Genomic DNA, 23,970 nt, shown 5'->3' on the forward strand with positions numbered 1-23,970 from the left:
GCCTTCCGCGTATTCGCCGGTCACGCGGCCGGTTACGGTCACTTCGCCGTCGGCTTCGTCGGCGTTGACGGTGTTGTCCGCGGTGACGTCGTCGATGATCAGCGTGGTGGTGTCGCCCGTCGGGGCGTCCACGTCCACGTTGTAGGCTTTCTCGGCGGTGACGTCGCCCACGTTGCCGGCTTCGTCCGTCGCGGCGATCACGCCGTCGATGGTTTGGTCGGCGTCGGCGGCCAGGTCGCTGCCTGCCACGGCCACGCTCCACTCGCCTGCCGCGTTAACGGTGGTGGTGTAGCTGTCGTTGCCGTTGATGGTCAGGGTGACCACGTCGCCTTCCGCGTATTCGCCGGTCACGCGGCCGGTTACGGTCACTTCGCCGTCGGCTTCGTCGGCGTTGACGGTGTTGTCCGCGGTGACGTCGTCGATGATCAGCGTGGTGGTGTCGCCCGTCGGGGCGACAGTATCACGCACAGCATCAGCAACCCCTTCATCAGACTGGTTGCCGCTTGAATCAGTAATTGTCGCGGTAACAACAAGGCTCTCGCCTTCAGCAGGTGTTGGCAGTTCAGTGACGACTTCACCTGCCGCAATTTGCTCCTCGGTGAGAGTGATCTCTGTGCCGTTCACCGTTAGCGTGTCGCCTGCTACAGCATTGGTATTTTCTAAACCAATAGTGACAGTGACTTGGCCGTTAGTAATTTCATCCGCGGTAATAAAATCGTCGCCATTGGCGATAGTAACGCTTGGAGCATTTGGTGCAGTGGTGTCAATAACACCGTTATCAGACGCTGTTGCTTCATTGCCAGCAGGATCAGTAATGCTGGCATCGACTGTGTAATCACCCTCGGACAAGGGCGTGGTAACGTCTACGCTCCAGGTGCCATCCGGGTTCACAGTGGCTTCAAGCTCTTGTGAGTTTCCAACCGCGTCGGTCACGATGACTGAGACCGTGCCACCGATTTGGTCAGAGGTGCCAATAATGGTCGGAGTGGTATCGTTCCCGTTTGGCGCATCAACGGTCAGCGTGGGTGCTGTTGTGTCAATAGCGCCGCTATCAGAGGCTGTTGCTCCATTTCCAGCAGGATCGGTAATGCTGGCATCGACTGTGTAATCGCCCTCAGCCAAGGGTGTGGTAACGTCAACACTCCAAGTACCGTCTGGATTAACTACAGCTTCTAGCTCTTGGATGTTTCCTGCAGAATCAGTAACAATAACAGAGACCGTACCGCCGATTTCATCAGAGGACCCTGTAATGATTGGTGTAGTGTCATTACCTGTGGGGGCATCAACCGTGAGTGTGGGGGGCGTGGCATCGACCACGCCCTCACCCGCACCTGCATCCGCAGCCGCCACATCGCCACCATCAAATTCAACAAACTCGGCGCCTTCTAGGCCACCTTCTGTGTTGAAGCTGAGGGGGTCTGTCTCCTCGGCGATACGGGCAACACGTACGAAGCTGTTGCCACCACCGCCGCCACCGCCGCCACCGCCGGCACCCGCACCTGCGGCTGTCGCGTCTAGGATATCGAGCAGGTCACCATCTTCGTCATCGAGCGCGGCGAGGAGTGCTTCTAGATCGTCATCTTGCGCACTGGCATCGGTGGCAACGATCAAGTCGCTGACGAGATCGGATGTGACGGCGACTTCTTGGCCACCTTCGACGACGTTAGCGCCCGTGCCGTCAGCAAAGTCGAGTTCGACACGGCCGTCGGCAGAGGTAATGAGCGTTTCGCCCTCTTGAAGGACATCCCCAATGCGCAGTTCACGCAGGTTGCCGTCTTCGTCACGCGCCCATGCTTGACCTGTAATCGCGATAACCGTTGCCGTCGCCATGTGTCACTCCTCACTCGTTGTAGGTTGCCGCCCGCTAGTACGTTGGGACTAGATAGATCGGTGGCATATACAGCGAGATTAGGAGGGTATGGAACAAAAAAGTATTGTACCGATGGACAAAAAAACGAGGCCCTTTAGGCCTCGTGGTAGTAAACGTATATAGGAGATTGTCACGTTTCGGCAGTCGAGCTACATATCTGCCTGCTCTGCTACTGGCGCTAATTTGAGGATCAATTGCAACCGATCACGCACCTCCAACTTCTTGAAAATAGCACTCAAATGCGCTTTCACCGTTCGCTCGGTGATATCCAACTGACGGGCCGCTTCCTTGTTGGTAGCACCGCGCGCAACCGCGAGTGCAACACCGCGCTCTCGCTCGGTCAGCAGCCCTAAGTAATCGCTATGCTGGTAGCGGTCATGATCAACACGCTGCTGAAGAGCTTTGAACGTACCGCCAAGTACTTTAGCCAGTAACTCTTGCCCTACCCAGACTCCCTGGTTCGTAACGACCAGCGCCACTTGGTTGAGCACATCGGCGGCGGCCAGGGTGTGCACATAGCCTCTTGCGCCCAGATCCAGTGCACTCAGCGCCTCTCGGTCATCAGGGGTGTAGCTAAGCACCACGACAATGGCACCCTGTTCGACTAATTTAGGCAGTAGTGAGGGCCAGCTCTCGACGGTCGTCGAGAGCCAAGCGAGATCGTTGGGTGATATCTGATGCTCGTAGGTGGCTGGCGTCGAAGCTCCTACATTTTGGAACGCTTTTTTCCACCGCGCCTTTAAACTGCCATCTGTTGTGATAAACCAGTGTTTCATCAGCGCTCCCCCATGGAATCTCGCCACGCTCTTAAAACAGGTTTCAGCATGAACTGCATCACCGTTCGCTTACCGGTGACGATATCGACCTGCGCCGTCATGCCCGGTATTACCTGCAGCCGGTCGGCTACGTTTTCATTCTCTAAGCTGCGCACTCGCACCAAATAAAACGTGTTGCCGTCATCATCGGTGATGGTATCGGCACTGATGTGCTCAAGCTCTGCCTGTAGACCGCCGTAGATGGCATAGTCGTAGGCGGTGAGCTTGATGGTGGCTGGCTGGCCTGGGTGAAGGAAGGCGATGTCTTGAGGCGCAATCCGTGCTTCCACGAGCAGTTGATCATCGGTAGGCACGATTTCCACCACTTCCTGGCCAGGCTGGGCAACACCGCCAATGGTATTGATGTTAATACGCTGCACGATGCCATCCACCGGCGAGCGAATTTCCGTCAGCCGCACTCTATCCTGCAGCCCCGTACCCGACTGCTGTAGTGCGTTGAGCTCGCCCAGCGCTTGCGCGAGGTCGTTACGCCACTCGCTTCGACGCTCGGCATCCAGCTCTCGCAGCTGCGTTTGCGCCTCCTCGACGGCTGCCTGCAGGCGGGCAACCGCTGCATCGGCCTGACTCCTCTCACCAGATGCTCGTGAAACTTCCCGCTGTAAACGCAGCACCTCGACTTCAGAAACCGCTCCCGAGGCCAGCAGTGGCCGCGTCAGGTTCAGCTCCTGGCTGGCCATGCTAGCCTCACGCGCAGCGGTATCCCGTCGTGACTCTGCCTCACGCAACTCCTGCTCGCGCTGGCGAACGCGATCTTCTAACACGTTCTTTTGCTCGCGCAGCTCTTCGCGTCGGCTCTCGTATACCTCACGTTCTTGCATGACGATGTTGGGCACTTCCTGGCGTAGCTCTTCGGAGGGCTCGAAAGCCGTACCGGTCGCCAGCGCACGCAGACGTTCAGCGCGGGCTTCCAGAGCGAATCGCTGGGCGCGATTTTCACGAAAATCCGAGACGAACCGGGTCGGGTCTATCTGCATCAGCACCTCACCGGCGCTCACCATCTGCCCTTCCCGCACCATGATCTGTTCGATCACCCCGCCGTCAAAGGACTGGATACGCTGAAGTTGGCTGGCAGGAATCACCCGTCCAGACCCGCGGGTCACTTCATCAATAGCGGCAAAGTAAGACCATATCAGCAGCGCCACGATCGCCAACAGGACCGTATAAAGAAACAGCCGCGCCCGAATGGGCTCTTGCTGCATTCGCGCCCAGTCAGTGTCGCTGGCCCAGTCACGGTTCAGGTGAGCGGATGTGACCCGCTTGGCAAACAGGCGATCCATAAAGGGGCGAAACGGTTTTTGGCCCTTTTCAGAGAAGCGCCCAATCGCTTCAAAGCCTTTTTGTTCAGATGTCGAGGAGGATTTACGCGCCATTACGAAGCCCTCCCGATTTGGCCTTTGCGCAGCGCTTCCACCACGGTATCCCGCGGACCGTCGGCGACGACTTTACCTGCATCCATGACGATGATGCGATCCACCAGAGAGAGTAGCGAGGTACGATGCGTTACGACGAGAATGGTTTTGCCTGCTGCGACGTTTTTTAGATTGGCTTTGAACGTCTCTTCACTGGCGTTATCCATAGAGCTGGTAGGCTCGTCCAGTAATAAGATGGGCGGGTCTTGAACCAACGCGCGGGCAATGGCAACCGACTGTTTCTGCCCTCCTGATAGCGCTTGGCCGCGCTCGCCTACCTGCAGATCGACGCCATGAGGATGGCTGTTGACCAAGCTTTCCAGCCCCGCTAGCTCGATGGCCCGCAGCAGCGCATCGTCATCCACTCGGTCACTACCACCCCCTGCCACGATATTGTCACGCAGCGAGCCTGAAAATAGGCTGACATCCTGAGGCACATAGCCTATGTGGCGGCGTAGTTGTAACGGGTCGAGCTGACGAATATCGACATTATCGACCAGCACCGCCCCGGCGGTGGGCTGATAAAAACCCAGCACGAGTTTATTGAGCGACGATTTTCCACAGCCAATGCGCCCCAGGAGCGCCACTTTTTCGCCCGCTTTGACCGTAACAGAAACATCCTTCAAGGCGTCACGCTCTTCATTGGGATAGCGTAACGTCACTTTTTCAAGGCGAATATTGCCTGCAAAGCTGGGCTTTTCTACGTACGCCTTGCCTTCGTGCCGCTCTACCTTTTTATTCATGACCGCATTCAATGACTCTAGTGCGGTGGAGGATTGATGATACTGAGCCAGCAGTGCAGCGGCTTGGCTGATAGGCGCCATGGCTCGCGAAGAGAGCATATAGGCAGCGATCAGGCCACCCTGAGTCAGATTCCCCTGGATGATTTGATACACCCCGACGATGATGACGCAAACGGCCACACTATGCTGTGCCCACTGAGCGACGTTAGAGACCGACGTGCTGACCATTTTCAATTGCGCGCCGGTCTTGGATAGAAAGGCCGACGCTTTTTCCCAGTGACGCTGGATGCGACTTTCGGCCCTTAGCGCTTTGACGTTTTCCAACTGGGAGATGGACTCGACCAATAGCGAGTTACGCTGCGCGCCGACCTCCCAGGTCGTTTGCGAAAGTTCGTGGAGCTTTCCTTGAGCCGCCAAGGCGTAGAGCAATACGAATACGATCCCAACCAGTACTGGGAGCACGAGCCAGGGGTTGATCAGCGCAATAATGGCGGCAAACATCAGCACGAACGGTAAGTCCACGATGCCTAGGATGGTTGCAGAACCGATAAAGGCACGCACTGATTCGAACGACTGAAGCGTGGAGGTGAAGGACCCCGTCGAGGCGGGCCGCTCTTCCAAACGCAGCCCCAGTGATTTGGCCATGATACTTGATGAGAGCTTGACGTCTGCCCGGCTGGCGGCCAAGTCGACAAAGCTGCTTCGCATTAGCCTTAGGGCCAAGTCGAAGCAGAGAACGATAAAAATACCGACGGCGAGCACCCAAAGCGTTTCTGTTGCTTGGTTAGGCACGACACGATCGTAAACATTGAGAACGAATAGGGGCATGGCGATGGCGAATACGTTAATCGCCACCGACCCCAGAACGATATCGCGGTAAAGCCGACGATTTTCACGAATAACGCCCCAAAACCAGTGCTGGTCACGGCGTTTTTTAACGCCCGGCTCGGATGCGTTATCAGCTAAAAACTTTGGGCGAACGTAAATAGCCTCGCCACTATAACCCGCGTAAAGCTCGTCGAGAGAAATGTCGACGTCCGACTCTGAGAGTTCGGGAAAAATGACGCGGGCTCTTTTCTGCTTAAGATCCAGCCCCAACAAGACACAGGCTCGGCCGGGTTCGAGCAGAAGAATCACCGGGAATAGCGCTGGATTCAGTCCAGACAGCCGACTTTTAGTAATTCTAGCCGTCAAACCCGCCCGTGAGGCAGCTCGCCCAAACACCGAGGGCGTCAATTTGCCCTGTTCCAACGGCAGGCCTGCCCGAAGTGCTTCCGATGACACTTCATGTTGATGAAAAGAAGCGATTACCTTGAGGCACTCAAGCAGCTCATCACGCCCCTCTAGTTCATTGGGGCTGATTTCATCCGATCGCGAATGGGGAGCCTCCGCCCTACTCAGGTTTGGTTGTGTCACAAAGACCTCATTACCCTAAAACGCATTAAGCGACTCGTATTACACACCCAATGGGTAGTGCTTGCCTGCCGCCCTGCGCGGCAGGCTCAGAGGATGGCTAGTTACTCATAGACGCTGGATGCTCTAACCATTGGTGACAAAGGCATCACCATACCCCATTCGTTGTAGCGTTTGCTATAGCGCCTGAGCATCACTGAACGAGGCCACCGGCCCCAGTTGAACGCGATAATTTCCCGCCGACGCATACACCCGTGACTGGCTCGTTAGCTGCTCTCCTAACTCAATGCTTAACTGTTGAGCGCGCTCAGCGGCACTTAGCGAGGCGACTTGAATATAGAGACTGCTCTCGATGGCCTCAGGCTCAACCGCTGCGTTGGCGTACACAGGCGCATCGATTGGCATCACGACTGGCTCACTCGGCTCGTTGTAGGCGGTGGTGAGCGTGTCGCTGGACAACGACGAAGCGGAAATGCCACGGGTGAAATCTTCCAGAGTGAAGCCACGCGGGCCATCGGTAGCGCAGGCCATCTCAGGGTCTTGCGCTAAATCTTCGTAGCCCAACTCTGCCAAGGTTGGAATGTCTTCACGGACCACTTCCAACGTTTGCATGAGCTGCCCCATGGCGGCCAGCGTCCGCGCCTGGGCCAGTGTCAGGTCGAATTCCGCATTGGCATAGGCACGGCTGGCCTCGAAGTACTCATTCTCACTGTCCAGCACGTCCAAAAGGGTGCGCTGGCCAATATCGAACTGCTGCTGATAAGCGCCACGCACGCGATCGATGGATTGGCGGTGGTCGTTGAGATAGCGCAACTGCTCATTAAGACGCTGCGTATCGTTGTAGGCGATTTGTGTCGTCTGACGGACATTGGTACACGCCACTTCACGCTGATTGACGGCCTGCTCGATGCGCGTCGTGGCAGCTTCGAACGCGGCACTATCAGAACCACCGCGATAGAGGTTCATGCTTGCCACGAGCTGAATGCTGTGCTCATCGCTGCGACCAGCGATCGAGTCGTCTTGGTTATTGGTACCGGTACGGCCTTGAATATCCAGGCGTGGCATGAAGGCGGCACGAGCGGCATTTTGCTCAGCACGCTGAACGGCAATGTTCTCAATGGCCGCATGGAAATCGGGATTGCCCTCAAAGGCCATTCGCACTGCTTCGCTGACATCGCTGGGCAGCTCGTCAGCCAGCGAGGGTGCAGGCGACATATTTTGCGGTGGTAGCTCACCGACGATCCGCTGGTAACGTGCCGTCACATCATGCAGGTTCGAAGCTTCGGTCATCAAATTGGATTCGGCCAGCGCCAAACGACCGCTGATTTGCTCCAGATCCACTCCACGCCCAGCACCAGACAGTGCACGCTCTTCGATCTGCGAGAAAACACGCTGGTGTTCGCGATAGTTATCTTGCGCCAAGCGGACCATTTCTCGGAATCGCAAGACATCTAGATAGGTTTCAAACGCTTCCAGCGCTACCGTTTCGCTGGCCCCCAGCAACTCGAAGTAAGCGATGAGGCGCGTACGATCCAAGCGCTCTACTTCGCTGCGTGTCGCAAAGCCATCGAATACCATTTGCGTCAGGGTGAGCTCGGCAAAGTCACTGCTGTAACTGCCACGTCCATCGTTTTGCTGGTCTTGGCGCCCCACCCCGGCCGTCACGTCGATCGACGGCAGGTAGTTACCCTGAGCCACGCGCACATCACTTCCCGCCGCGCTAAAATTGTTCCAAGCTGCATTGACCTGCGGGTTACTCACGATCGTTTGCTGAATTGTGGTATTGAGATCGGTCGTGCCAGGTGCATACAGCGTGGAGGGAAGCTGCTGCGCGAGCGCCGTGAGCGGCAAGCAGGCAATGGTGGTGAGCGTCAAGGGGCGCAATGCGCGCTGAAATGCGAGAGGTGTTCTTTTCATTGTAACGTTGTCTTTCATGGCCATGTTCCCTAATGATCGTTTTCGCTACTGGTGAGCAAGTAGCCTTTCCTTTGCAACAACGCACCGACGCATTGTCACCCCCTGGGCTGCTTACCCGCTGCTGAGCACTACCTGACTGACAATAAGCTGTATGGCATCGCTGGTGATTTTGCCTGAGCAGAAGCACCTTAGATAAATGATATTAACTTAAGTTAATCGCCTTAGCGGCAGTGACAAGCTACAAAAACAAAAGTCACAAAAATTTACAATAAAACCTCAAAAAAACACACTATGCTGTCGACGCATGCCGCGCTTGCGGCAGTTGCTGAATCGCCAAGCCGCATAGAATCAACACTAGCCCCACCAAGGTAGAGAGCCGCATGGGCTCGCCAACGATCAAGAAAAGCAGTAATAAAGAGACAGGAGGCGACAGAAAAATCAGGTTGGACACCTTGGCAGTTCGAGAAACGCTCTGGACCGCCATCTGCCATAGTACGAAAGCAATGCCCATTTCAAACAGCCCGACATACACCCCAGCCCCAAGGGCAGCCCATCCGTGCCACTGAAACCCAGGCCCCAAAAGTAACAGAATTGTTAAAAAAGGTAACCCAACGCTGAAGTTCTGCCACTGCCCGACCAGCGGCTGGCGGGAGTCCTTGGCATTGAGCAGCCAATAGAGCGCCCATAGCAGCGTGGAGGCTAGCGCAAACACGACCCCAAGCGGGTTTTCGAAGGCGACGTTGAACACCTCCCCTCGGGTGGCAATCACCCAAACACCGCTATAGGCCACCAGGCCTGCCACCACGTCCAGACGCGTCAGCCGATGACCTAAAATGGGCACCGCTAAGAAAGCCATCGCCAATGCCCACGTATAGTTCAGTGCCATGGCCTCTTGGCCAGGCAGCCGATCGTAGGCTGCAAATAGTACTAGGTAGTAGGCTACCGGGTTCATCACACCTGCCCACAGAGCTGTTCGCCACCCCCGGCGAAGCGCGACACCCATATTACCTTGCTTGAGAACGATGACGCCCATGAGCAGCCATGACACCAGCGCTGCCCACCACATCAGTTCGAGCGGGCTCATCCACGCCAGCGCCACCTTGAATGCCGTCGCCACGGTCGACCACAGAGCCACCGCCCCAAGGCCATAAAGCATCGCCCGTTGATCTTGCATCATCGATCGATGTGTCCTAAATCCTGAGCAGGGTCGATCTGGTCGCGCACCTGCCGTTTGAGCGTTTTGATATCGGGAAACCCACCATCCCGCTTGCGCTCCCAGAGCAGCGTGTCATCACACCAGATTTCGAAAGTACCGCCATGGGAGGGAGACAGTGCGACTTCCGTCAGCTGTTCGCCAAACGTGGACAGAAGCTCTTGGGCGTACCAAGCGCTGCGTAGCAGCCACTGACACTGGGTGCAGTAGCGAATATGAATGCGTGCCATCGTATAAATCCTTATCGATCAGTTCCTTTGCTACACGCGGCGTTCGATGAAGCCTTTCGTCAGCATTATGTGGCATCCTAAAGGCATTCTGTCATCTTATACTAGTCACCGCCAAGGAACCGACAATGGCCCAAAAGGACGTTTCACAGACACAGCTTTACGAGTGGCTAACCGGCGACGACGACAGCCGGATGTGCGACGACATTCCTGATGGCGCATGCCAAGAACAGCCGCGCAACTTTTTCCTTCATCTACTGGCATCGCTAGGCAACAAGCTCGCCGATGAGCTGTCGAGCGCACGGCTAGTGCTGCCCTGGCTGCTGGGTATCATCGGTGCGCCGGTGTGGATGGTGGGCTTGCTCGTTCCCATTCGCGAAGCAGGCGCGCTGCTGCCGCAACTGTTCGTGGCGGGCTTCATTCGTTTGAAGCCACAGCGTAAATGGGTCTGGGTCGCGGGCGCCACCGTGCAGGCAATCGCCGCCGCAGGGCTTGCTCTGCTTGCTTTGATGGGAAGCGGTGCGATGGGCGGGGCGCTGGTCTTGGCGGCGCTCATACTGCTCTCACTAGCGCGGGGGCTCTCTTCGATTGCCACCAAGGACGTACTGGGTAAGACCATTGCCAAGCGCCGTCGCGGTACGCTGATGGGTTGGAGTGGCAGTATCGCCGGTGCTGCCACACTGGTGGCCGGCGGGATATTGGTAGCCTTCGGCGACCGACCGGGCCATGTTGCCTTGGCTAGCCTATTAGTAGTCGCTGCCGGCTAGTAGTCGCTGCCGGCGGGTGGTTGCTCAATGCGCTATGCGCGGCGCGCATCAACGAAGTGCCCGGTGCCGTGGAAGGCGGCGAGAATGCCTGGGACAGCATCAAGCTCGGGATGTCTCTGATGCGTGAGGATGCCACGTTCCTGCACTTCAACCTTGCCCGGGCACTGCTGCTATCAAGCGCACTCGCTTTGCCCTACGTGGCCCTGCTTGGCCAACAGCAAAGCGGCACCGAACTTGGCGGGCTGGGCATTCTAGTCGTGGTCTCGGGGTTAGCCGCTATGGTGGCCAGCCCGATTTGGGGGAAACGAGCGGACCGTTCCAGCCGCCGGGTGATGCGTGACGCGGCCATCGGCACGGCCATTTGCTGCCTGTTGGGTGCTCTGATTGCGTGGTTGCCGGGCAGTTGGACACAGAGCGTACTGCCCTACGCGGGCGTGTACGCGTTACTGGTGGTGGTTCACCATGGCGTACGTTTAGGGCGTAAAACCTATTTGGTCGACATCGCTAATCAAGACAATAGAGCCCTGTATGTCGCGCTTTCCAACACCTTCACCGGGGTGCTAATGCTGGTCGTTGGTGGCATGATGGGCGCATTGGCACAGTGGCTGGGCAGCGCTATGCTGCTGGTGATATTGGCGTTGACGGCCATCGGCGCCATGCTCAGTGCACAGCGCCTCCCGGAGGCCGAATAGCATTGCCGATTGCAAAGCCGAACCACGCTCGCCATGATGGTCAGCAAATCACAGTGGCTAGCTGTTTTTTTGCTATCCTACCTTTGTTTGATGGTGTGAAAGACTGCATCGTCCTGCACTTAAGAGCGCCCCGCGCTGACGCACAGCGCCACGGCGAAGAAAGACGAGAAGCAACAGGAACCCATTGATGAAACGATCTCCCTTGATAAGCCCGGAGTTACTCGAACGCATTGTTGACGCTTCTGAAGATGGCATCGTCGTTGCAGAGCAGGAAGGTGACGAAAATATCCTGATTTACGTGAACAAAGGTTTTGAACGTTTAACGGGCTACAGTGCGGATGAAATCCTCTATCGCGACTGCCGCTTCCTTCAAAACGAAGATCGCGATCAAGATGCCCTCATGTCGATCCGTGAGGCGCTTCAGGATGGCCGCCCTTCTCGTGAAGTGCTGCGTAACTACCGCAAAGACGGCACGATGTTTTGGAACGAGCTATCGATCACGCCGGTTTACGACGAAGCCGACAAACTGATGTACTACATCGGGGTACAAAAAGACGTCACGGAGCGTGTCGAAGCGCAGTTGGCGCTGGCAGAACTAAAAAAACAGCAAGAGCACGCGGAGTAACGGTTAGCCGCCATGGGCGCTTACCAATAGCAAAGAGACTCGAACGCGCGCCTACTGCCCCCATGCCCGCAGTGCTGCAAACATTCTTCAAAAACGCTTGAACTTCCAACCCAGTGGCGCTATATAGCGCCTAGGCGCTTAATGAGCGTTAGGCGCTTCTTGCTTCATACGACGGTCGTATCGGTATGGCGCAAGAAGCCGTTGTGATGCCGGTGCGCCGGCTTGGGTTGGAGGGCATACCATGAGCCGTGACCCCTTAAATCGTGAAACCTACACCAACGATGGGCTTGATGCTGACGAGTTTGATAACTTGGATGCAGTCAACGACGATCACTACGGTAAAAGCAAACCCAGTAAAGCGGATACCCTGCGCGCTCGCCGTCAGGTAGAAGCGTGGCTTGAAGAGCGTCGCTTACAGCGCGCGATTGAAGATGACTGGGACGAAGAAGAGTAGCGCCTTGCCAATCTATTAAGCGTTTTCAAGGTGGACATACCCGAGGGGCACCCAAATGAGTGCCCCTTATCTTTGCGGCTTGACCACTCTACGCTTGCCCCACTGCTTTGCTGGCCTTTAGCCGCGCTGGGCACTATCATCTGTGCACCAAGCCAGCATATTTGCTGGTCTCGCTTTTACCACAACCTAACGGATTTCCATGGCGCAATACGTATTCACCATGAATCGGGTTGGCAAAGTAGTGCCGCCCAAAAAGCAAATTCTCAAGGATATTTCGCTCTCGTTCTTCCCTGGCGCCAAGATCGGTGTACTGGGTTTAAACGGTGCCGGTAAATCCACGCTGCTGCGCATTATGGCCGGTGTCGATAAAGAGTTTGAAGGTGAAGCTCGTCCGATGCCCGGCATCAACGTGGGCTACCTGCCCCAGGAGCCGCAGCTGGACGACGAGAAAAACGTTCGGGATACCGTCGAAGAGGCCTTAGGTGCCATCAAAGAGGCGCAGGAAAAGCTAGACGCGGTATACGCCGCCTACGCCGAACCCGATGCTGACTTTGATGCCCTGGCTAGCGAACAGGCGCGGCTTGAGAACATCATCGAAGCCGCCGATGCCCATAACATCGAGCGTAAGCTGGAAGTAGCCGCAGAAGCGCTGCGCCTTCCGCCGTGGGATGCCAAAGTAGGCAACCTTTCTGGTGGTGAGCGTCGTCGTGTGGCGCTTTGCCGCCTACTGCTCTCAAGCCCGGACATGCTACTGCTGGACGAGCCCACCAACCACCTGGATGCTGAATCCGTGGCGTGGCTGGAGCGCTTCCTGCACGACTACAACGGCACTGTCGTTGCGATTACCCACGACCGTTACTTCTTGGATAACGTCGCGGGCTGGATTCTTGAGCTGGACCGCGGCCAAGGTATTCCGTTTGAAGGCAACTACTCCCAGTGGCTTGAGCAGAAAGAGCAGCGCCTGACCCAAGAAGCCAAACAGGAAGCGTCTCGTCAGAAAGCCATCAAACAAGAGCTTGAGTGGGTGCGCAGCAACGCCAAAGGCCGCCAAGCGAAGAGCAAAGCGCGTCTTAACCGCTTTGAAGAGATGCAGTCTGGCGATTTCCAGAAGCGTAATGAGACCAACGAGATCTACATTCCGCCTGGCCCGCGCTTGGGTGACAAAGTGATCGAGTTCCACAACGTCACCAAGCGTTTTGACGACAAACTACTCTACCAGGATCTCTCCTTTACTATTCCCCAAGGGGCGATTGTGGGTATTGTGGGCGGTAATGGTGCCGGTAAATCGACGCTGTTTAAGCTGGTAACCGGCAAAGAGCAGCCGGATGCTGGCGAAGTGGTAATCGGCGAAACCGTCGACATTGCCTATGTTGAACAGCTGCGTGACGCCCTAGACGACAAGCAAACTGTCTGGGAAGCAGTGTCCGATGGCCAGGATATTCTCAACATCAATGGCTATGAAGTTTCTTCGCGAGCCTACGTTGGTCGCTTTAACTTCAAAGGCAACGACCAGCAGAAGCGTCTGGATGAGCTTTCCGGTGGTGAGCGTGGCCGCCTGCAGCTTGCGCAAACCCTAAAACAGGGTGCTAACGTGCTGCTGCTGGATGAGCCCTCTAACGACCTGGATATCGAAACCCTGCGCGCCCTGGAAGAAGCCCTGCTCGCCTTCCCTGGCTGTGCCATGGTGATTTCTCACGACCGTTGGTTCCTGGATCGTATCGCCACGCATATTCTGGCGTTTGAAGGCGATTCAGAAGTGGTGTTCTTCGACGGTAACTACACCGAATACGAAGAAGATCACAAGAAACGCGTCGGTAATGACACGCCCAAGCGCATGAAGTACAAGCGCATCGACGCCTAATGTTTTAGGCGTTATGCAATGCAAAAGCCCTGCTGGCGTTTCCCGCCGCAGGGCTTTTTTATGGATGGCTGTTTACCGTTGGTCGGCGAGACAGTTTAGCCTGCGGGCCAGGTAAACTCGCGCCCACCCATTAAGTGCATATGGATATGGTAGACGGTCTGCCCGCCCATTTCGTTGCAGTTCATCACCACACGGTAGCCATCCTCGGCAAACCCCTGCTGCTTAGCAAGCTGCGCGGCGGTGTGCTGCAAGCGGCCTACGAGGGCTAGGTCGTCGGCGGTAATATCGTTAAGCGTCGAGATATGCTTTTTAGGGATAATAAGCTGATGGGTCGGCGCTTGAGGGCTAATGTCGTTAAACGCCAGCACGTGCTCATCTTCAAACACGATATCAGCGGGAATGTCGCGGTTAATAATTTTGCAGAACAGGCACTCCATCGCGGCCTCCTTAGGTTTGGCGCGTTTATTATCGATAAAAGGCAGCCCCGCTTACCCCGTTAGCGAAAACGGCGCTGCGACAGTAAGTGGCGAACCAGCGGTGCCAGAATCAGTTCCATCGCCAATGACATACGAGCGCCGGGCACCACCAGGGTATGCGGACGGGTCATAAAGGAGTCTTTAATCATCGCCAGCAACCAAGGGAAATCGACGGTTGAAGGGTCGCGGAAACGGATGACCACAAACGACTCCGAATCGGTCGGAATATCCTGCACTTCAAAGGGGTTGGACGTATCGACCGTGGGCACCCGTTGGAAGTTGATATGGGTACGGGAAAACTGTGGCTGGATATAGCGCACATAGTCATCCATACGGCCCAAGATAGTGTCGATCACCGCTTCCTGAGAGTAGCCGCGCAGCTTCGTGTCCCGGTCGATCTTTTGAATCCACTCCAGATTCATGGTCGGCGCAACACCCACCAATAGATCCACATGGCGGGCAATATCGTACTCTTGGGTCACTAACCCACCGTGCAGCCCTTCGTAAAACAGCAAGTCAGTGCCGCAAGGCAGCGACTGCCACTCGGTGAAGGTGCCCACCCGATACCCGGCTTCAATTTTCTGCTTATCTTCCGCATGGATATAGTGCCTGAAGATGCCAGCACCGTGCTCTCCGTACTCGATAAACAGACCTTCCAGGCGATCAAGCAAGTTGGCTTCTACGGCAAAGTGAGATAGCTCATCTTTACGTTCTGGCTCTTCACGGAAAATGCGCTTTAGGTCATCGCGGGTATAGCGGTGAAACGCATCCCCATCCACCATGGCAGCATGCACATCTTCACGCAAAAACATGCGCTCGAAGCTGCGGCGCACGGTAGTGGTACCCGCCCCTGACGAACCCGTTACCGCGATGATGGGATATTCTCGGGACATTATCCCCCCCTTGCATCAGCAAGCGTTTGCTTCACCGTATCGGGAATCGCTACCGGGCGGCCAGCAGCCAAGTCAATCAGTAGTTTATTTACCCGAGCGGTAGCCACCACATCGCCCGTTTCCGCCTTAGTCACCCTATGGAACACCGTTAAGGCTTTGCCTTCTGGGTCGGGCACTGCCGTTTCTATCACCAGCGCATCGGGAAAGCGGGCCTCCTGTTGATACTGCACGGCGAGGTCAACCACAACGCTTGGGTAGCCGTGTATATCCCACTCGGGCAGATCGAGGGCGGCGAAGGCCTGCATACGAGCCTCATGAAGCAGCGATACCAGCGCATCATGCCCCAGATGGCGGCCGTAGTTCATATCCGTCACCCGCACAGTCAGCGGATGACGATGGATAACCGCTGCGTTAGGGAACTCCTGCGAAACACGCTCCATAGTTCAACTCCTTGCTGGGTGACGGTTTGACCTTAACAGGCCGGTAATTACTGCTCGCGCGCGATGGCACGGAAAGCGATATCACGACGGAACTCAACGCCATCCCAGTGAATCGCTTTAACCCCTTGGTACGCCTGCTGCTGGGCAGCTGAGACGCTATCGCCCAGGGCGGTCACACACAGCACGCGACCGCCAGCAGTGGTGATATCACCCTCTGCGTTTTGCGCCGTCCCTGCATGGAAGACTTTGCACTGCGCCTGCTCGGCATCGGCTAGGCCGTGAATCACGTCACCTTTGCGGTAGCTGCCGGGGTAGCCACCTGCCGCCAACACCACGCCCACCGCTGCGCGGCTATCCCACTCGCACTGCTTGTCTGCCAGTTCGCCCTTGGCACCTGCTAAACAGAGCGCCGCTAAATCGGAGGTAAGGCGCATCATAATCGGCTGGGTTTCCGGGTCACCAAAACGGCAGTTGTACTCGATTACTTTGGGGTTGCCTTGCGGGTCAATCATTAGCCCCGCATACAAGAAGCCGGTGTAAGCGTTGCCCTCTTCCGCCATGCCACGCACGGTGGGCAAAATCACTTGCTCCATAATCCGCGCATCTACTTCCGGTGTCACTACCGGTGCCGGGGAGTAGGCTCCCATACCGCCGGTATTGGGGCCGGTGTCGCCATCGTAGGCACGCTTATGGTCTTGGCTGGTGGCCATGGGCACGACGTTTTCGCCATCCACCATCACGATAAAGCTGGCTTCTTCACCTTCCAAAAACTCTTCGATGACGACTCGCGCGCCAGCGTCACCAAAGGCGTTGGCTTCAAGCATATCGCGGATCGCCGCTTCGGCTTCCGCTTCGCTCATGGCGACAATCACGCCTTTACCTGCCGCCAAACCGTCCGCTTTGATGACGATGGGCGCGCCCATATCAGCTAAATACGCCAATGCTGGCTCGACAGCGGTAAAGGTTTGGTAATCGGCGGTGGGAATGTGATGGCGGGCCAGAAAGTCTTTGGTGAACGATTTGGAGCCTTCCAACTGTGCCGCGCGCTGGCTGGGGCCAAAGATAGTCAAACCAGCGGCTTGGAACCGATCCACTACGCCTTCCACCAGCGGAGCTTCTGGGCCCACCACGGTTAGCGCAATCTGCTCTTGCTGGGCAAACGCCACCAAGGCATCCAGGTCGGTTGCGCCGATAGCGATATTGGTCAGCTTAGGTTCTGTGGCGGTCCCTGCGTTGCCAGGTGCCACAAACACTTGCTCGACATCATTGGATTGGGCAAGTTTCCAAGCAAGGGCATGTTCGCGGCCACCGCCACCGATCATCAAAACTTTCATGGGTATCCTTCTCAAACGGGAGAGCGTCGTTGGGGCGCATTATGCCACAACGCGTCCCTAACGTGGCCTAAAGGGGGATTAGGAGTTTTTGTCCGTTTTATCGTCGTCATCCGTCTGGGTAGGCTGGTTCAGCGCATTTTGCCAGAAACGCATATTCTCTTCGGCCAGTTCACGCATAAACTCAATGGGTGAGTGGCGCATCGCCTGCTGCCACTGGGTCTGCATGCGTTTTTGCTGCTCCAGCATCAGTTGGGTTCCCTGCTCCAAATAACGCGCCAGCGGCAGCGGTGAGGACATATCGTACACACGGATCAACTGGGCCAGCAGGTCGTTCGAGAACACTTCGGCTTCACTATCCGCCTGCTCCTGTTCGATAATGATCGATAGCAAAATGGTGCGCGTCAGATCTTCGCCGCTCTTGGCGTCTTCAACGCGAAACGGCTCTTCTTCAATGATTAAACGCCGCAAGTCTTCAAGAGTGACATAACGACTCTGCTGAGTATCGTACAACCTGCGGTTGGCATATTTGCGAATTACGCGCACAGCGCATCTCCTTAAACACGATAGAGGCTTTTATCGCCGTTGCTGCTATTGTGCCTGCAACACGCGCCCATGCAAGCCAGCTTAGCGGATTAGTGCTGTTAAGCGCGCCTTTCCTATGACCAATAGACGACGACTATGAATTTGATACTGCTAGATCTGAGCGAGGTCGATGGTCACCACGCTCGTATTACCGATGCGCGCCGCCTGACCCATCTGCATGAAGTACACCGCGCTAACGAAGGCGATCGCTTAACCGTGGGTATTCAAGGCGGCGCTATGGGTAAGGCCACGCTAACGGAGCTCAACAAAACGCAGGCTCTGTTTGCGCTGGAAGATATCAACGAACCGCCGCCGCCTGCCCTGCCCGTTCATCTTGTCCTGGCGCTGCCGCGCCCGCGTATGCTGGCACGCACGCTGGAGCACGTCACGGCGTTAGGAGTCAAAGAGATTACCCTGCTGCACACCAAGCGGGTTGAAAAGAGTTACTGGCAGTCGCCGGAACTGCGGCCAGAAAAAATTCATCAGCATTTGATACTTGGGCTAGAGCAAGCGCGGGATACTCAACTGCCTAACGTGACGCTCTGCAAAGGGTTTCGTCCTTTTATGGAAGAGCAGCTACCGGCACTTCTAACAGAACGAAGAGGATTGGTTGCCCACCCAGGCATGGAGAATGCCTGCCCGCGCGGTATTGATGAGCCAACGCTATTACTGGTGGGGCCCGAAGGCGGTTTTATCCCGTGGGAAGTGGAGCAGCTACTGGCGGCAGGCTGCGAGGGAATGCACCTAGGCCCTCGTATCCTGCGGGTAGAAACAGCCGTCACCGCGCTGCTGTCACGGCTGTTTTGAGTGCTACCTGACTAATAAAGGATCAAGACTGGTCGTCTTCGGGGTCGTGGGGAACGTACGCAGCGTTTTCTCCACACTCGGGTTCCTGTAGAAACGTATTGCGTACGTCTAACAAGCCCAGGTGGCTGATGGTACGACGCCCCAATAGTAGCGGATAGATCATCTCTTCTCGGTCACGCAGGCTAAACTGCTCCTCGTAGATGGTATCCCCCATGCACACGTCCATCAGCACCACCGGGCGCTCGTCACGACCCCCAGCGCCGCGCACGGTTTGCTCGCGATAGAGTGGACGCTCGATTTGGTCGCTAAAGGTGTCACCGCTCTCTTGATCTTCCAGCTTCAAACGAAAGCGCACCCACTCTTCGCCATCTTTTTCAAACATCTCAATATCACGGGCATCCAGAGATGAGGTAAGCGCGCCGCTGTCTAGTTTGGCTTTGACAGCAATGCCCCATGGCTCGATGTAAGCATTTTCCACCCAGCCGAAGACCTTATCCTCAGCCTGTACGTTAGCACTAACCAACAGGGAACCAGCCAATACGCTCGCCCCCAACACCCCTAGAAATGCTTTTCCCATTGCGACTCATCCTTGGTGAGAAGTTTGCCTAACTATCAAAAAGATTCGAACAGCAATGAAAGCGCCCTGCGCTAGCGCAGCCGTTCTAACAGCGACTGAGTGGCAAAGCCATCCGGCACTAGGCCTTGGTCCCGCTGGAAGGCACGCAGCCCCGTCTGGGTATTCGGCCCCATAATGCCGTCGGCAGTGCCTACCGCGTAACCGGCGTTGTTCAAACGCTGCTGGAGCGTTCTGACATCGTCACGGGTCAAAGGTGCTTCATCGCGTGGCCATGCTTGCGAAATGCCCTCTCGCCCAGCAATGGCGTCGGCTAGCGTGGCAACCGCCAGCGCATAGCTAGTGGCATTGTTGTAACGCAAGATAGCGCGGAAATTGGGACCTACGATAAACGCGGGGCCATTCGCCCCGGCCGGTACAATCACCGCTGCACTATCGAAGGAAGGCAGGTCACCGTTCACCGCACGCACGCCTTGCGCGGCCCACTCAGCGCTGCTCTTGCGGCCGGTTTGGGCGTAATCAAAGGAGGTAGGCAGCACAACTTCGGTACCCCACGGCTGCCCGGCCTGCCAGCCCGCCCGCGCCAGATAGTTCGCGGTAGAGGCCATCACATCGGGTATGCTACCCCAAATATCGCGGCGACCATCGCCATCGCCATCCACCGCGTAGGCCTCAAAGCTGCTGGGAATAAACTGGGTATGCCCCATCGCTCCCGCCCAAGAGCCTTTCATCTGCTCTGCGGCAATGTCGCCCTGGTCAATAATACGTAGTGCTGCTAGCAGCTCCCCACGAGCAAAGTCTCGCCGACGGCCATCATAGGCCAGCGTGGCGAGGGACTCTAGCGTCGAGAAATCACCAAAGTTGCTGCCGTAATTACTCTCAACGCCCCAGATGGCCACGATGATTTCTGCTGGTACGCCATAGCGCTGCTGCATCTGCTGGGCTGTTTCACGGTGTTGCGCGTACTTCTCCTGACCATTGGTAATACGCGCGGTAGACACGGCACTATCCAAATACTGCCAAATGGCACGCACGAACTCAGGCTGGTAGCGGTCTAATTCAATCACCCGCTCGCGGTAGCGCAGGCCATCAAAGGCGGAGGCTAGCGTCGCTTCGCTAATCCCTTGGTTGGCGGCATAGCGACGAAACTCGCTTAACCACTGATTGAAGTTGGCATAGCGCACCTCTTCAGCGGCTCGTGCATCTACCTCGGTCATTAGTTGCGGGCTGGCGTGTGTGGCAGGGCTGTGGAGAGCAAGCGTCGTAGCGGCAACGAATAACAACGGGAATACAGCGGCTCGGCGAGTATTCAACGAATTGTTATGTTTCAGCGACACGGCGGGTAATGACACGGGTATTAACGGCATAGCATTCTTCTCTCAGCAATCCTTGGCGTGAGCTGGATGATGGCTCAGAAATGAGGGAGATACCACCCCTAGGCCGCTAGGGCAGAGAATAGGGGCTGGCAGCCAGTATGCCACGTAAAGCCCTTTGGAGTCGTAATGGCCCGCTTGCTTTAATACGTTGAAATACCTATCTTGGCGCGGGTCGCGGAGTCGCTGCCACGCCACGCCGCAATACATGGACACAACATCTTATACAGTACAATTATTGTACATAAATTGACATAACAGTTTTTCAGAATAGCGTCTCTATTTCGGGTTTTTTAGGCATAAAAAAAGCCACAACGAGGTGGCTTAAAGAAGTCGTTGATAGTGCTCGTCGCGCTAATCTGGGTCGGTGTTACGCGGGTGCCGCTTGGCGTTTTCCTGGGTTTCCATGCCGCTTTTAAGCTCATGGGTAAGCGGGTCGTAGTTAGGACGCAATTCATCTTTCACCGTGCCGCTCCACAGCCTTGAGCCCACGAAGTATCCGGCCCTCCCAATCACGTGGGCGGCAATCGGCGCAGTGATTAAGATAAACACAATAATGGCAAACGAGCGTGCCACTACGCCCACTTCAGCAAAATGCATGGCCGATGCCAGCATGATTAAAATCACCCCGAGTGCCGCCGCCTTGGTGGTGGCGTGCATACGCGTCAGCAAGTCAGGCAAGCGAAGTAAACCAACGGCGGCTAACAGCATAAAACTAGACCCTGTTAGCAGCATGGCCCCTTTAATTACATCAATCATCCCGCGGCCCTCCACGTTCTAAAAAGCGCGCAAAGCCAATGGCGGCTAAAAAGCCCATCAGCGCAATCACGATCGCGGCGTCCAAGAAGCTCGAGACGCCCGATTGAATCGCATACACACCGACCAACCCCACGACTGTCGTCGAGAACAGTTCTAGGGCCACTACGCGATCTGGCAGACTAGGTCCGCGCACCACGCGAACGAAGGTCAGCACGAGCGCCAAGCCCATGATCACCTGACTAATTAAAATCACGGTTTCCATTAACGAAATAACTCCAGTGCCCTGTGTTCCATCTCTTTCAAATTGCGTCGAAGCTCCTCTTCGTCGTCCAGGAACATCGCATGGATATACAACACTTTACGGTCATCGGACACGTCTAGGCTCAGGGTACCCGGTGTGAGCGAAATCAAATTCGCCACCAGGGTGATCTCCATTTCGGTGCGTGCCGACAGCGGTAAGGCAATGACCCCCGGCTGCATGTGCCAAGGCGGCGTCAGGATATCGAATGCCACGCGTAAGTTGGCCTGAACCAACTCTTTGATGAAAAAACCGAGAAAGCCGATGAAGCGCGGCACACGAGCAGGATAGCCTTTCAACCCATCGACTTGAGGCTCAATCAGCAGCAACGCGATATAGCCAAAAATCATCCCTACCAACAAATTCAACCCGGAGAAGTCGCCGCTCAGCAGCACCCAGGCCAAACCAAGCAAGAGGTTCCAAATGGCGCCGGTCATGGTGTTTCCTCCAAGCGGTCATCGACACGTTCGGCCTGTATCTCAATGGGATCCAGTAGCGCTGCTTCCGCACTTGCGGAGGCACCGAGTACCGCTTCGATATAGCCTGAGGGCGTCATCAATTGATCGCCTATTTGGTTCATCACCAGCATGATGGGTTCGGCAAACACGCCAATGAGCAGGGACATCATGGCCAGCACCACGACAGGCAGATACATCATCCACAGGCTGGGCTTCAGCAACCGGCCATCATCGCCTGTCGGTGTCGGTGTTTCGGGCACCTGGTTTTCTTCAGGTAGCGCCTTCCAGAACACTTCGTTCCAGATCTTCACCATGGAGTAGAGCGTCATCAAACCCACGGCCAGGGCGATGCCGGTCGCCACGTAAGCCTTTGCCTCAAAGCCTGCGCGCACCAGCACGAATTTGGCAAAGAAACCCGACAGCGGCGGAATGCCCGCCAGAGAGAAGGCGCTAATAAAGAACGCCACGGCCAGCCAAGGGCGTTCACGATATAGCCCGCCCATCTTTTTAAGCTGGTAAGTGCCCTGTAGGCGGTGGGTAATCCCGCTAATTAAGAACAGGTTCGTCTTCACAATGATGTTGTGCATGATGGCAAACACACCGCCTGCAATCGCCAGTGGTGTATAGAGCGCCAGCCCCAGGATCATATAGCCAATCTGGCTGACGATATGAAACGAGAGGATACGCCGAAATTCATACTGGGCGGCCGCCCCCAGCACGCCGGTCACCATAGTGAGAACGGCCCCCCACAGCATGATGTCCTGTAGATAGCCCATGGTCTGATCGAAGATTAGCGTAAATACCCGGAACAGTGAGTAAACGCCCACTTTGGTTAACAGGCCTGCAAACAGTGCGGATACCGCCACCGGAGGCGTGTGATAAGAAGCAGGTAGCCAGAAAAACAGCGGAAACGCAGCGGCTTTGATACCAAAGGCCACCATAAACATCACCGCCAGCACTTCAACCATGCCGCTGTGCTCGGCTTCATCCATGCGCAGCGCGATATCGGCCATATTGAGTGAGCCCACCGTGCCGTAAAGCAGGCCTACCGCAGTGAGAAAAATGACCGATGCCAGCAGATTGAGCGTCACATACTTGATGGCGCCCTCCATCTGCGCGCGCTCGCCTCCCAGCGTCAGGAGCGCAAACGAAGCCACCAGCATGACTTCAAACCAGACATAGAGGTTGAAGATATCGCCAGTTAAAAAAGCACCCGCCACACCCGCCAACAGCAGATGCATAAGGGGGTAGTAGCCAAATTTTTCGTGGCCGCGGCCAGTCGTCGCCAGGGAGTAAATCCCCATGGCCAAGCCGATGATTCCGGTGAGCAGAATCATCACAGCGCTGAGCATGTCAGCGACGAGCGTTATCCCAAACGGTGCTGGCCAGCTGCCCATTTGAATGGTGATGTAGCCATCTTCTAAGACCGCAACGAACAGCCACAGGCTGACGACAAATAGTACGACGTTGCCAGCCACGGCAATAAAGCGCTGCATGGGCCTCGAGCGCCAAAACATCAGCGAAATGGCCCCGGAAAGCAGCGGCAGCAAAACGGGAAGTGCGACTTCAGGCCTCACGTGTCGGTATCCTTCATCTTGTCTAAATCATCTGCCTTAACGATTTCGTAGGCCCGGCGGATCAATACCACCGCAAACGCCAATACCCCAAAGGCAATCACGATAGCGGTAAGCACCACCGCTTGAGGCAGTGGGTCAGCGACATCGCCCAAAGGCTGCATCATCCCTTCAGGAATCAGCGGCGGTGCGCCACGAGTCATACCGGCGGTAGTAAAAATCAGCAGGTTGGCGGCATTAGAGAGTAGCATCAAGCCAATCACGAGTTTGACGATAGAGCGGCGTAGCATCATAAAAATAGCGGTGGCGTATAACAGGCCAATCGCCAGTGCCATTAACGGTTCCATGGGCGGCCTCCTGCAAACAGCGGGTTGG

The 23,970-nt window shown here is 56.1% G+C and carries 23 protein-coding genes and 1 pseudogene; 5 read left to right on the forward strand and 19 right to left on the reverse strand.

What is annotated here, in order from left to right; all coding sequences use genetic code 11:
* From NH344_RS07015 to NH344_RS07045, 7 genes are all read right to left on the reverse strand, one after another.
* The coding region (locus NH344_RS07015) for a retention module-containing protein (RefSeq protein ID WP_253027686.1) at positions 1-1,830 on the reverse strand (1,830 nt) is incomplete at its 3' end.
* Between the two features lie 189 nt (positions 1,831-2,019).
* Positions 2,020-2,646: a response regulator transcription factor gene (locus tag NH344_RS07020; protein ID WP_044628520.1), complete on the reverse strand. Its 627-nt coding sequence runs from the start codon at positions 2,644-2,646 to the stop codon at positions 2,020-2,022.
* Positions 2,646-4,076: an HlyD family type I secretion periplasmic adaptor subunit gene (locus tag NH344_RS07025; protein WP_044628519.1), complete on the reverse strand. Its 1,431-nt coding sequence runs from the start codon at positions 4,074-4,076 to the stop codon at positions 2,646-2,648. The genes NH344_RS07020 and NH344_RS07025 overlap by 1 nt, the downstream gene beginning before the upstream one ends.
* Positions 4,076-6,187 (reverse strand): type I secretion system permease/ATPase, encoded by a 2,112-nt coding sequence (locus NH344_RS07030; protein ID WP_239286464.1) that lies wholly within the window; start codon positions 6,185-6,187, stop codon positions 4,076-4,078. The genes NH344_RS07025 and NH344_RS07030 overlap by 1 nt, the downstream gene beginning before the upstream one ends.
* 261 nt (positions 6,188-6,448) lie before the next feature.
* The gene (locus NH344_RS07035; RefSeq protein ID WP_253027687.1) at positions 6,449-8,206 is read right to left on the reverse strand and encodes a TolC family outer membrane protein; all 1,758 of its coding nucleotides are present in this window, start codon (positions 8,204-8,206) and stop codon (positions 6,449-6,451) included.
* Between the two features lie 271 nt (positions 8,207-8,477).
* Positions 8,478-9,365, reverse strand: a complete 888-nt coding sequence (locus NH344_RS07040; protein WP_253027688.1) for a DMT family transporter — start codon at positions 9,363-9,365, stop codon at positions 8,478-8,480.
* Positions 9,362-9,631: a SelT/SelW/SelH family protein gene (locus NH344_RS07045; protein WP_253027689.1), complete on the reverse strand. Its 270-nt coding sequence runs from the start codon at positions 9,629-9,631 to the stop codon at positions 9,362-9,364. The genes NH344_RS07040 and NH344_RS07045 overlap by 4 nt, the downstream gene beginning before the upstream one ends.
* 125 nt (positions 9,632-9,756) lie before the next feature.
* On the opposite strand from NH344_RS07045, the pseudogene NH344_RS07050 reads away from it, so the two are divergent.
* The 4 genes and pseudogenes from NH344_RS07050 (at position 9,757) to ettA (ending at position 14,027) form a co-directional block, all read left to right on the forward strand.
* Positions 9,757-11,087 (forward strand): annotated as a pseudogene (locus tag NH344_RS07050) (MFS transporter).
* A 187-nt stretch (positions 11,088-11,274) separates the two neighbouring features.
* Positions 11,275-11,712 (forward strand): PAS domain S-box protein, encoded by a 438-nt coding sequence (locus NH344_RS07055; protein WP_139526853.1) that lies wholly within the window; start codon positions 11,275-11,277, stop codon positions 11,710-11,712.
* Between the two features lie 241 nt (positions 11,713-11,953).
* Positions 11,954-12,166, forward strand: coding sequence for a PA3496 family putative envelope integrity protein (locus tag NH344_RS07060; protein WP_044628513.1), 213 nt, complete (start codon positions 11,954-11,956; stop codon positions 12,164-12,166).
* A gap of 199 nt (positions 12,167-12,365) precedes the next feature.
* Entirely contained in the window at positions 12,366-14,027 is a 1,662-nt protein-coding gene (ettA, locus tag NH344_RS07065; RefSeq protein WP_172416337.1) for an energy-dependent translational throttle protein EttA, read from the forward strand.
* Positions 14,028-14,122: 95 nt separating this feature from the next.
* Here the strand turns inward: ettA and NH344_RS07070 are convergent, their stop codons facing one another.
* The 5 genes from NH344_RS07070 to phaR all read right to left on the reverse strand — a co-directional run bounded on the left by NH344_RS07070 (position 14,123) and on the right by phaR (position 17,713).
* On the reverse strand, positions 14,123-14,464 hold the full coding sequence (locus NH344_RS07070) for a histidine triad nucleotide-binding protein (RefSeq protein WP_044628511.1): 342 nt from the start codon (positions 14,462-14,464) through the stop codon (positions 14,123-14,125).
* Between the two features lie 59 nt (positions 14,465-14,523).
* Positions 14,524-15,396, reverse strand: a complete 873-nt coding sequence (locus tag NH344_RS07075) for a phosphoribulokinase (RefSeq protein WP_062361629.1) — start codon at positions 15,394-15,396, stop codon at positions 14,524-14,526.
* Complete coding sequence (locus tag NH344_RS07080; RefSeq protein ID WP_089675398.1) at positions 15,396-15,836, reverse strand: thioesterase family protein; 441 nt, start codon at positions 15,834-15,836, stop codon at positions 15,396-15,398. Before NH344_RS07080 ends, NH344_RS07075 begins: the two co-directional genes overlap by 1 nt.
* Positions 15,837-15,883: 47 nt before the next feature.
* Positions 15,884-17,170: a phosphoribosylamine--glycine ligase gene (gene purD / locus NH344_RS07085; protein WP_253027690.1), complete on the reverse strand. Its 1,287-nt coding sequence runs from the start codon at positions 17,168-17,170 to the stop codon at positions 15,884-15,886.
* A gap of 78 nt (positions 17,171-17,248) precedes the next feature.
* Entirely contained in the window at positions 17,249-17,713 is a 465-nt protein-coding gene (gene phaR / locus NH344_RS07090) for a polyhydroxyalkanoate synthesis repressor PhaR (protein ID WP_044628507.1), read from the reverse strand.
* 135 nt (positions 17,714-17,848) lie between these two features.
* On the opposite strand from phaR, the gene NH344_RS07095 reads away from it, so the two are divergent.
* The gene (locus NH344_RS07095; protein WP_253027691.1) at positions 17,849-18,559 is read left to right on the forward strand and encodes a 16S rRNA (uracil(1498)-N(3))-methyltransferase; all 711 of its coding nucleotides are present in this window, start codon (positions 17,849-17,851) and stop codon (positions 18,557-18,559) included.
* 22 nt (positions 18,560-18,581) lie between these two features.
* Here the strand turns inward: NH344_RS07095 and NH344_RS07100 are convergent, their stop codons facing one another.
* The 7 genes from NH344_RS07100 to NH344_RS07130 form a co-directional block, all read right to left on the reverse strand.
* Complete coding sequence (locus NH344_RS07100) at positions 18,582-19,136, reverse strand: ATP-dependent zinc protease (RefSeq protein WP_253027692.1); 555 nt, start codon at positions 19,134-19,136, stop codon at positions 18,582-18,584.
* 71 nt (positions 19,137-19,207) lie between these two features.
* The gene (locus tag NH344_RS07105) at positions 19,208-20,500 is read right to left on the reverse strand and encodes a lytic murein transglycosylase (RefSeq protein WP_253027693.1); all 1,293 of its coding nucleotides are present in this window, start codon (positions 20,498-20,500) and stop codon (positions 19,208-19,210) included.
* A 360-nt stretch (positions 20,501-20,860) separates the two neighbouring features.
* Complete coding sequence (mnhG, locus tag NH344_RS07110; RefSeq protein ID WP_044628503.1) at positions 20,861-21,265, reverse strand: monovalent cation/H(+) antiporter subunit G; 405 nt, start codon at positions 21,263-21,265, stop codon at positions 20,861-20,863.
* Positions 21,258-21,527, reverse strand: coding sequence for a cation:proton antiporter (locus tag NH344_RS07115; RefSeq protein WP_044628502.1), 270 nt, complete (start codon positions 21,525-21,527; stop codon positions 21,258-21,260). The genes mnhG and NH344_RS07115 overlap by 8 nt, the downstream gene beginning before the upstream one ends.
* Positions 21,527-22,000 (reverse strand): Na+/H+ antiporter subunit E, encoded by a 474-nt coding sequence (locus NH344_RS07120; RefSeq protein ID WP_044628501.1) that lies wholly within the window; start codon positions 21,998-22,000, stop codon positions 21,527-21,529. The genes NH344_RS07115 and NH344_RS07120 overlap by 1 nt, the downstream gene beginning before the upstream one ends.
* Positions 21,997-23,598: a Na+/H+ antiporter subunit D gene (locus NH344_RS07125; RefSeq protein WP_062372776.1), complete on the reverse strand. Its 1,602-nt coding sequence runs from the start codon at positions 23,596-23,598 to the stop codon at positions 21,997-21,999. Before NH344_RS07125 ends, NH344_RS07120 begins: the two co-directional genes overlap by 4 nt.
* Positions 23,595-23,942 (reverse strand): Na+/H+ antiporter subunit C, encoded by a 348-nt coding sequence (locus NH344_RS07130; protein WP_044628499.1) that lies wholly within the window; start codon positions 23,940-23,942, stop codon positions 23,595-23,597. Before NH344_RS07130 ends, NH344_RS07125 begins: the two co-directional genes overlap by 4 nt.
* Positions 23,943-23,970: the final 28 nt, after the last annotated feature.

This window comes from Halomonas sp. Ps84H-12 (assembly GCF_024124725.1).
GTDB classification, from domain to species: Bacteria; Pseudomonadota; Gammaproteobacteria; order Pseudomonadales; family Halomonadaceae; genus Vreelandella; species Vreelandella aquamarina.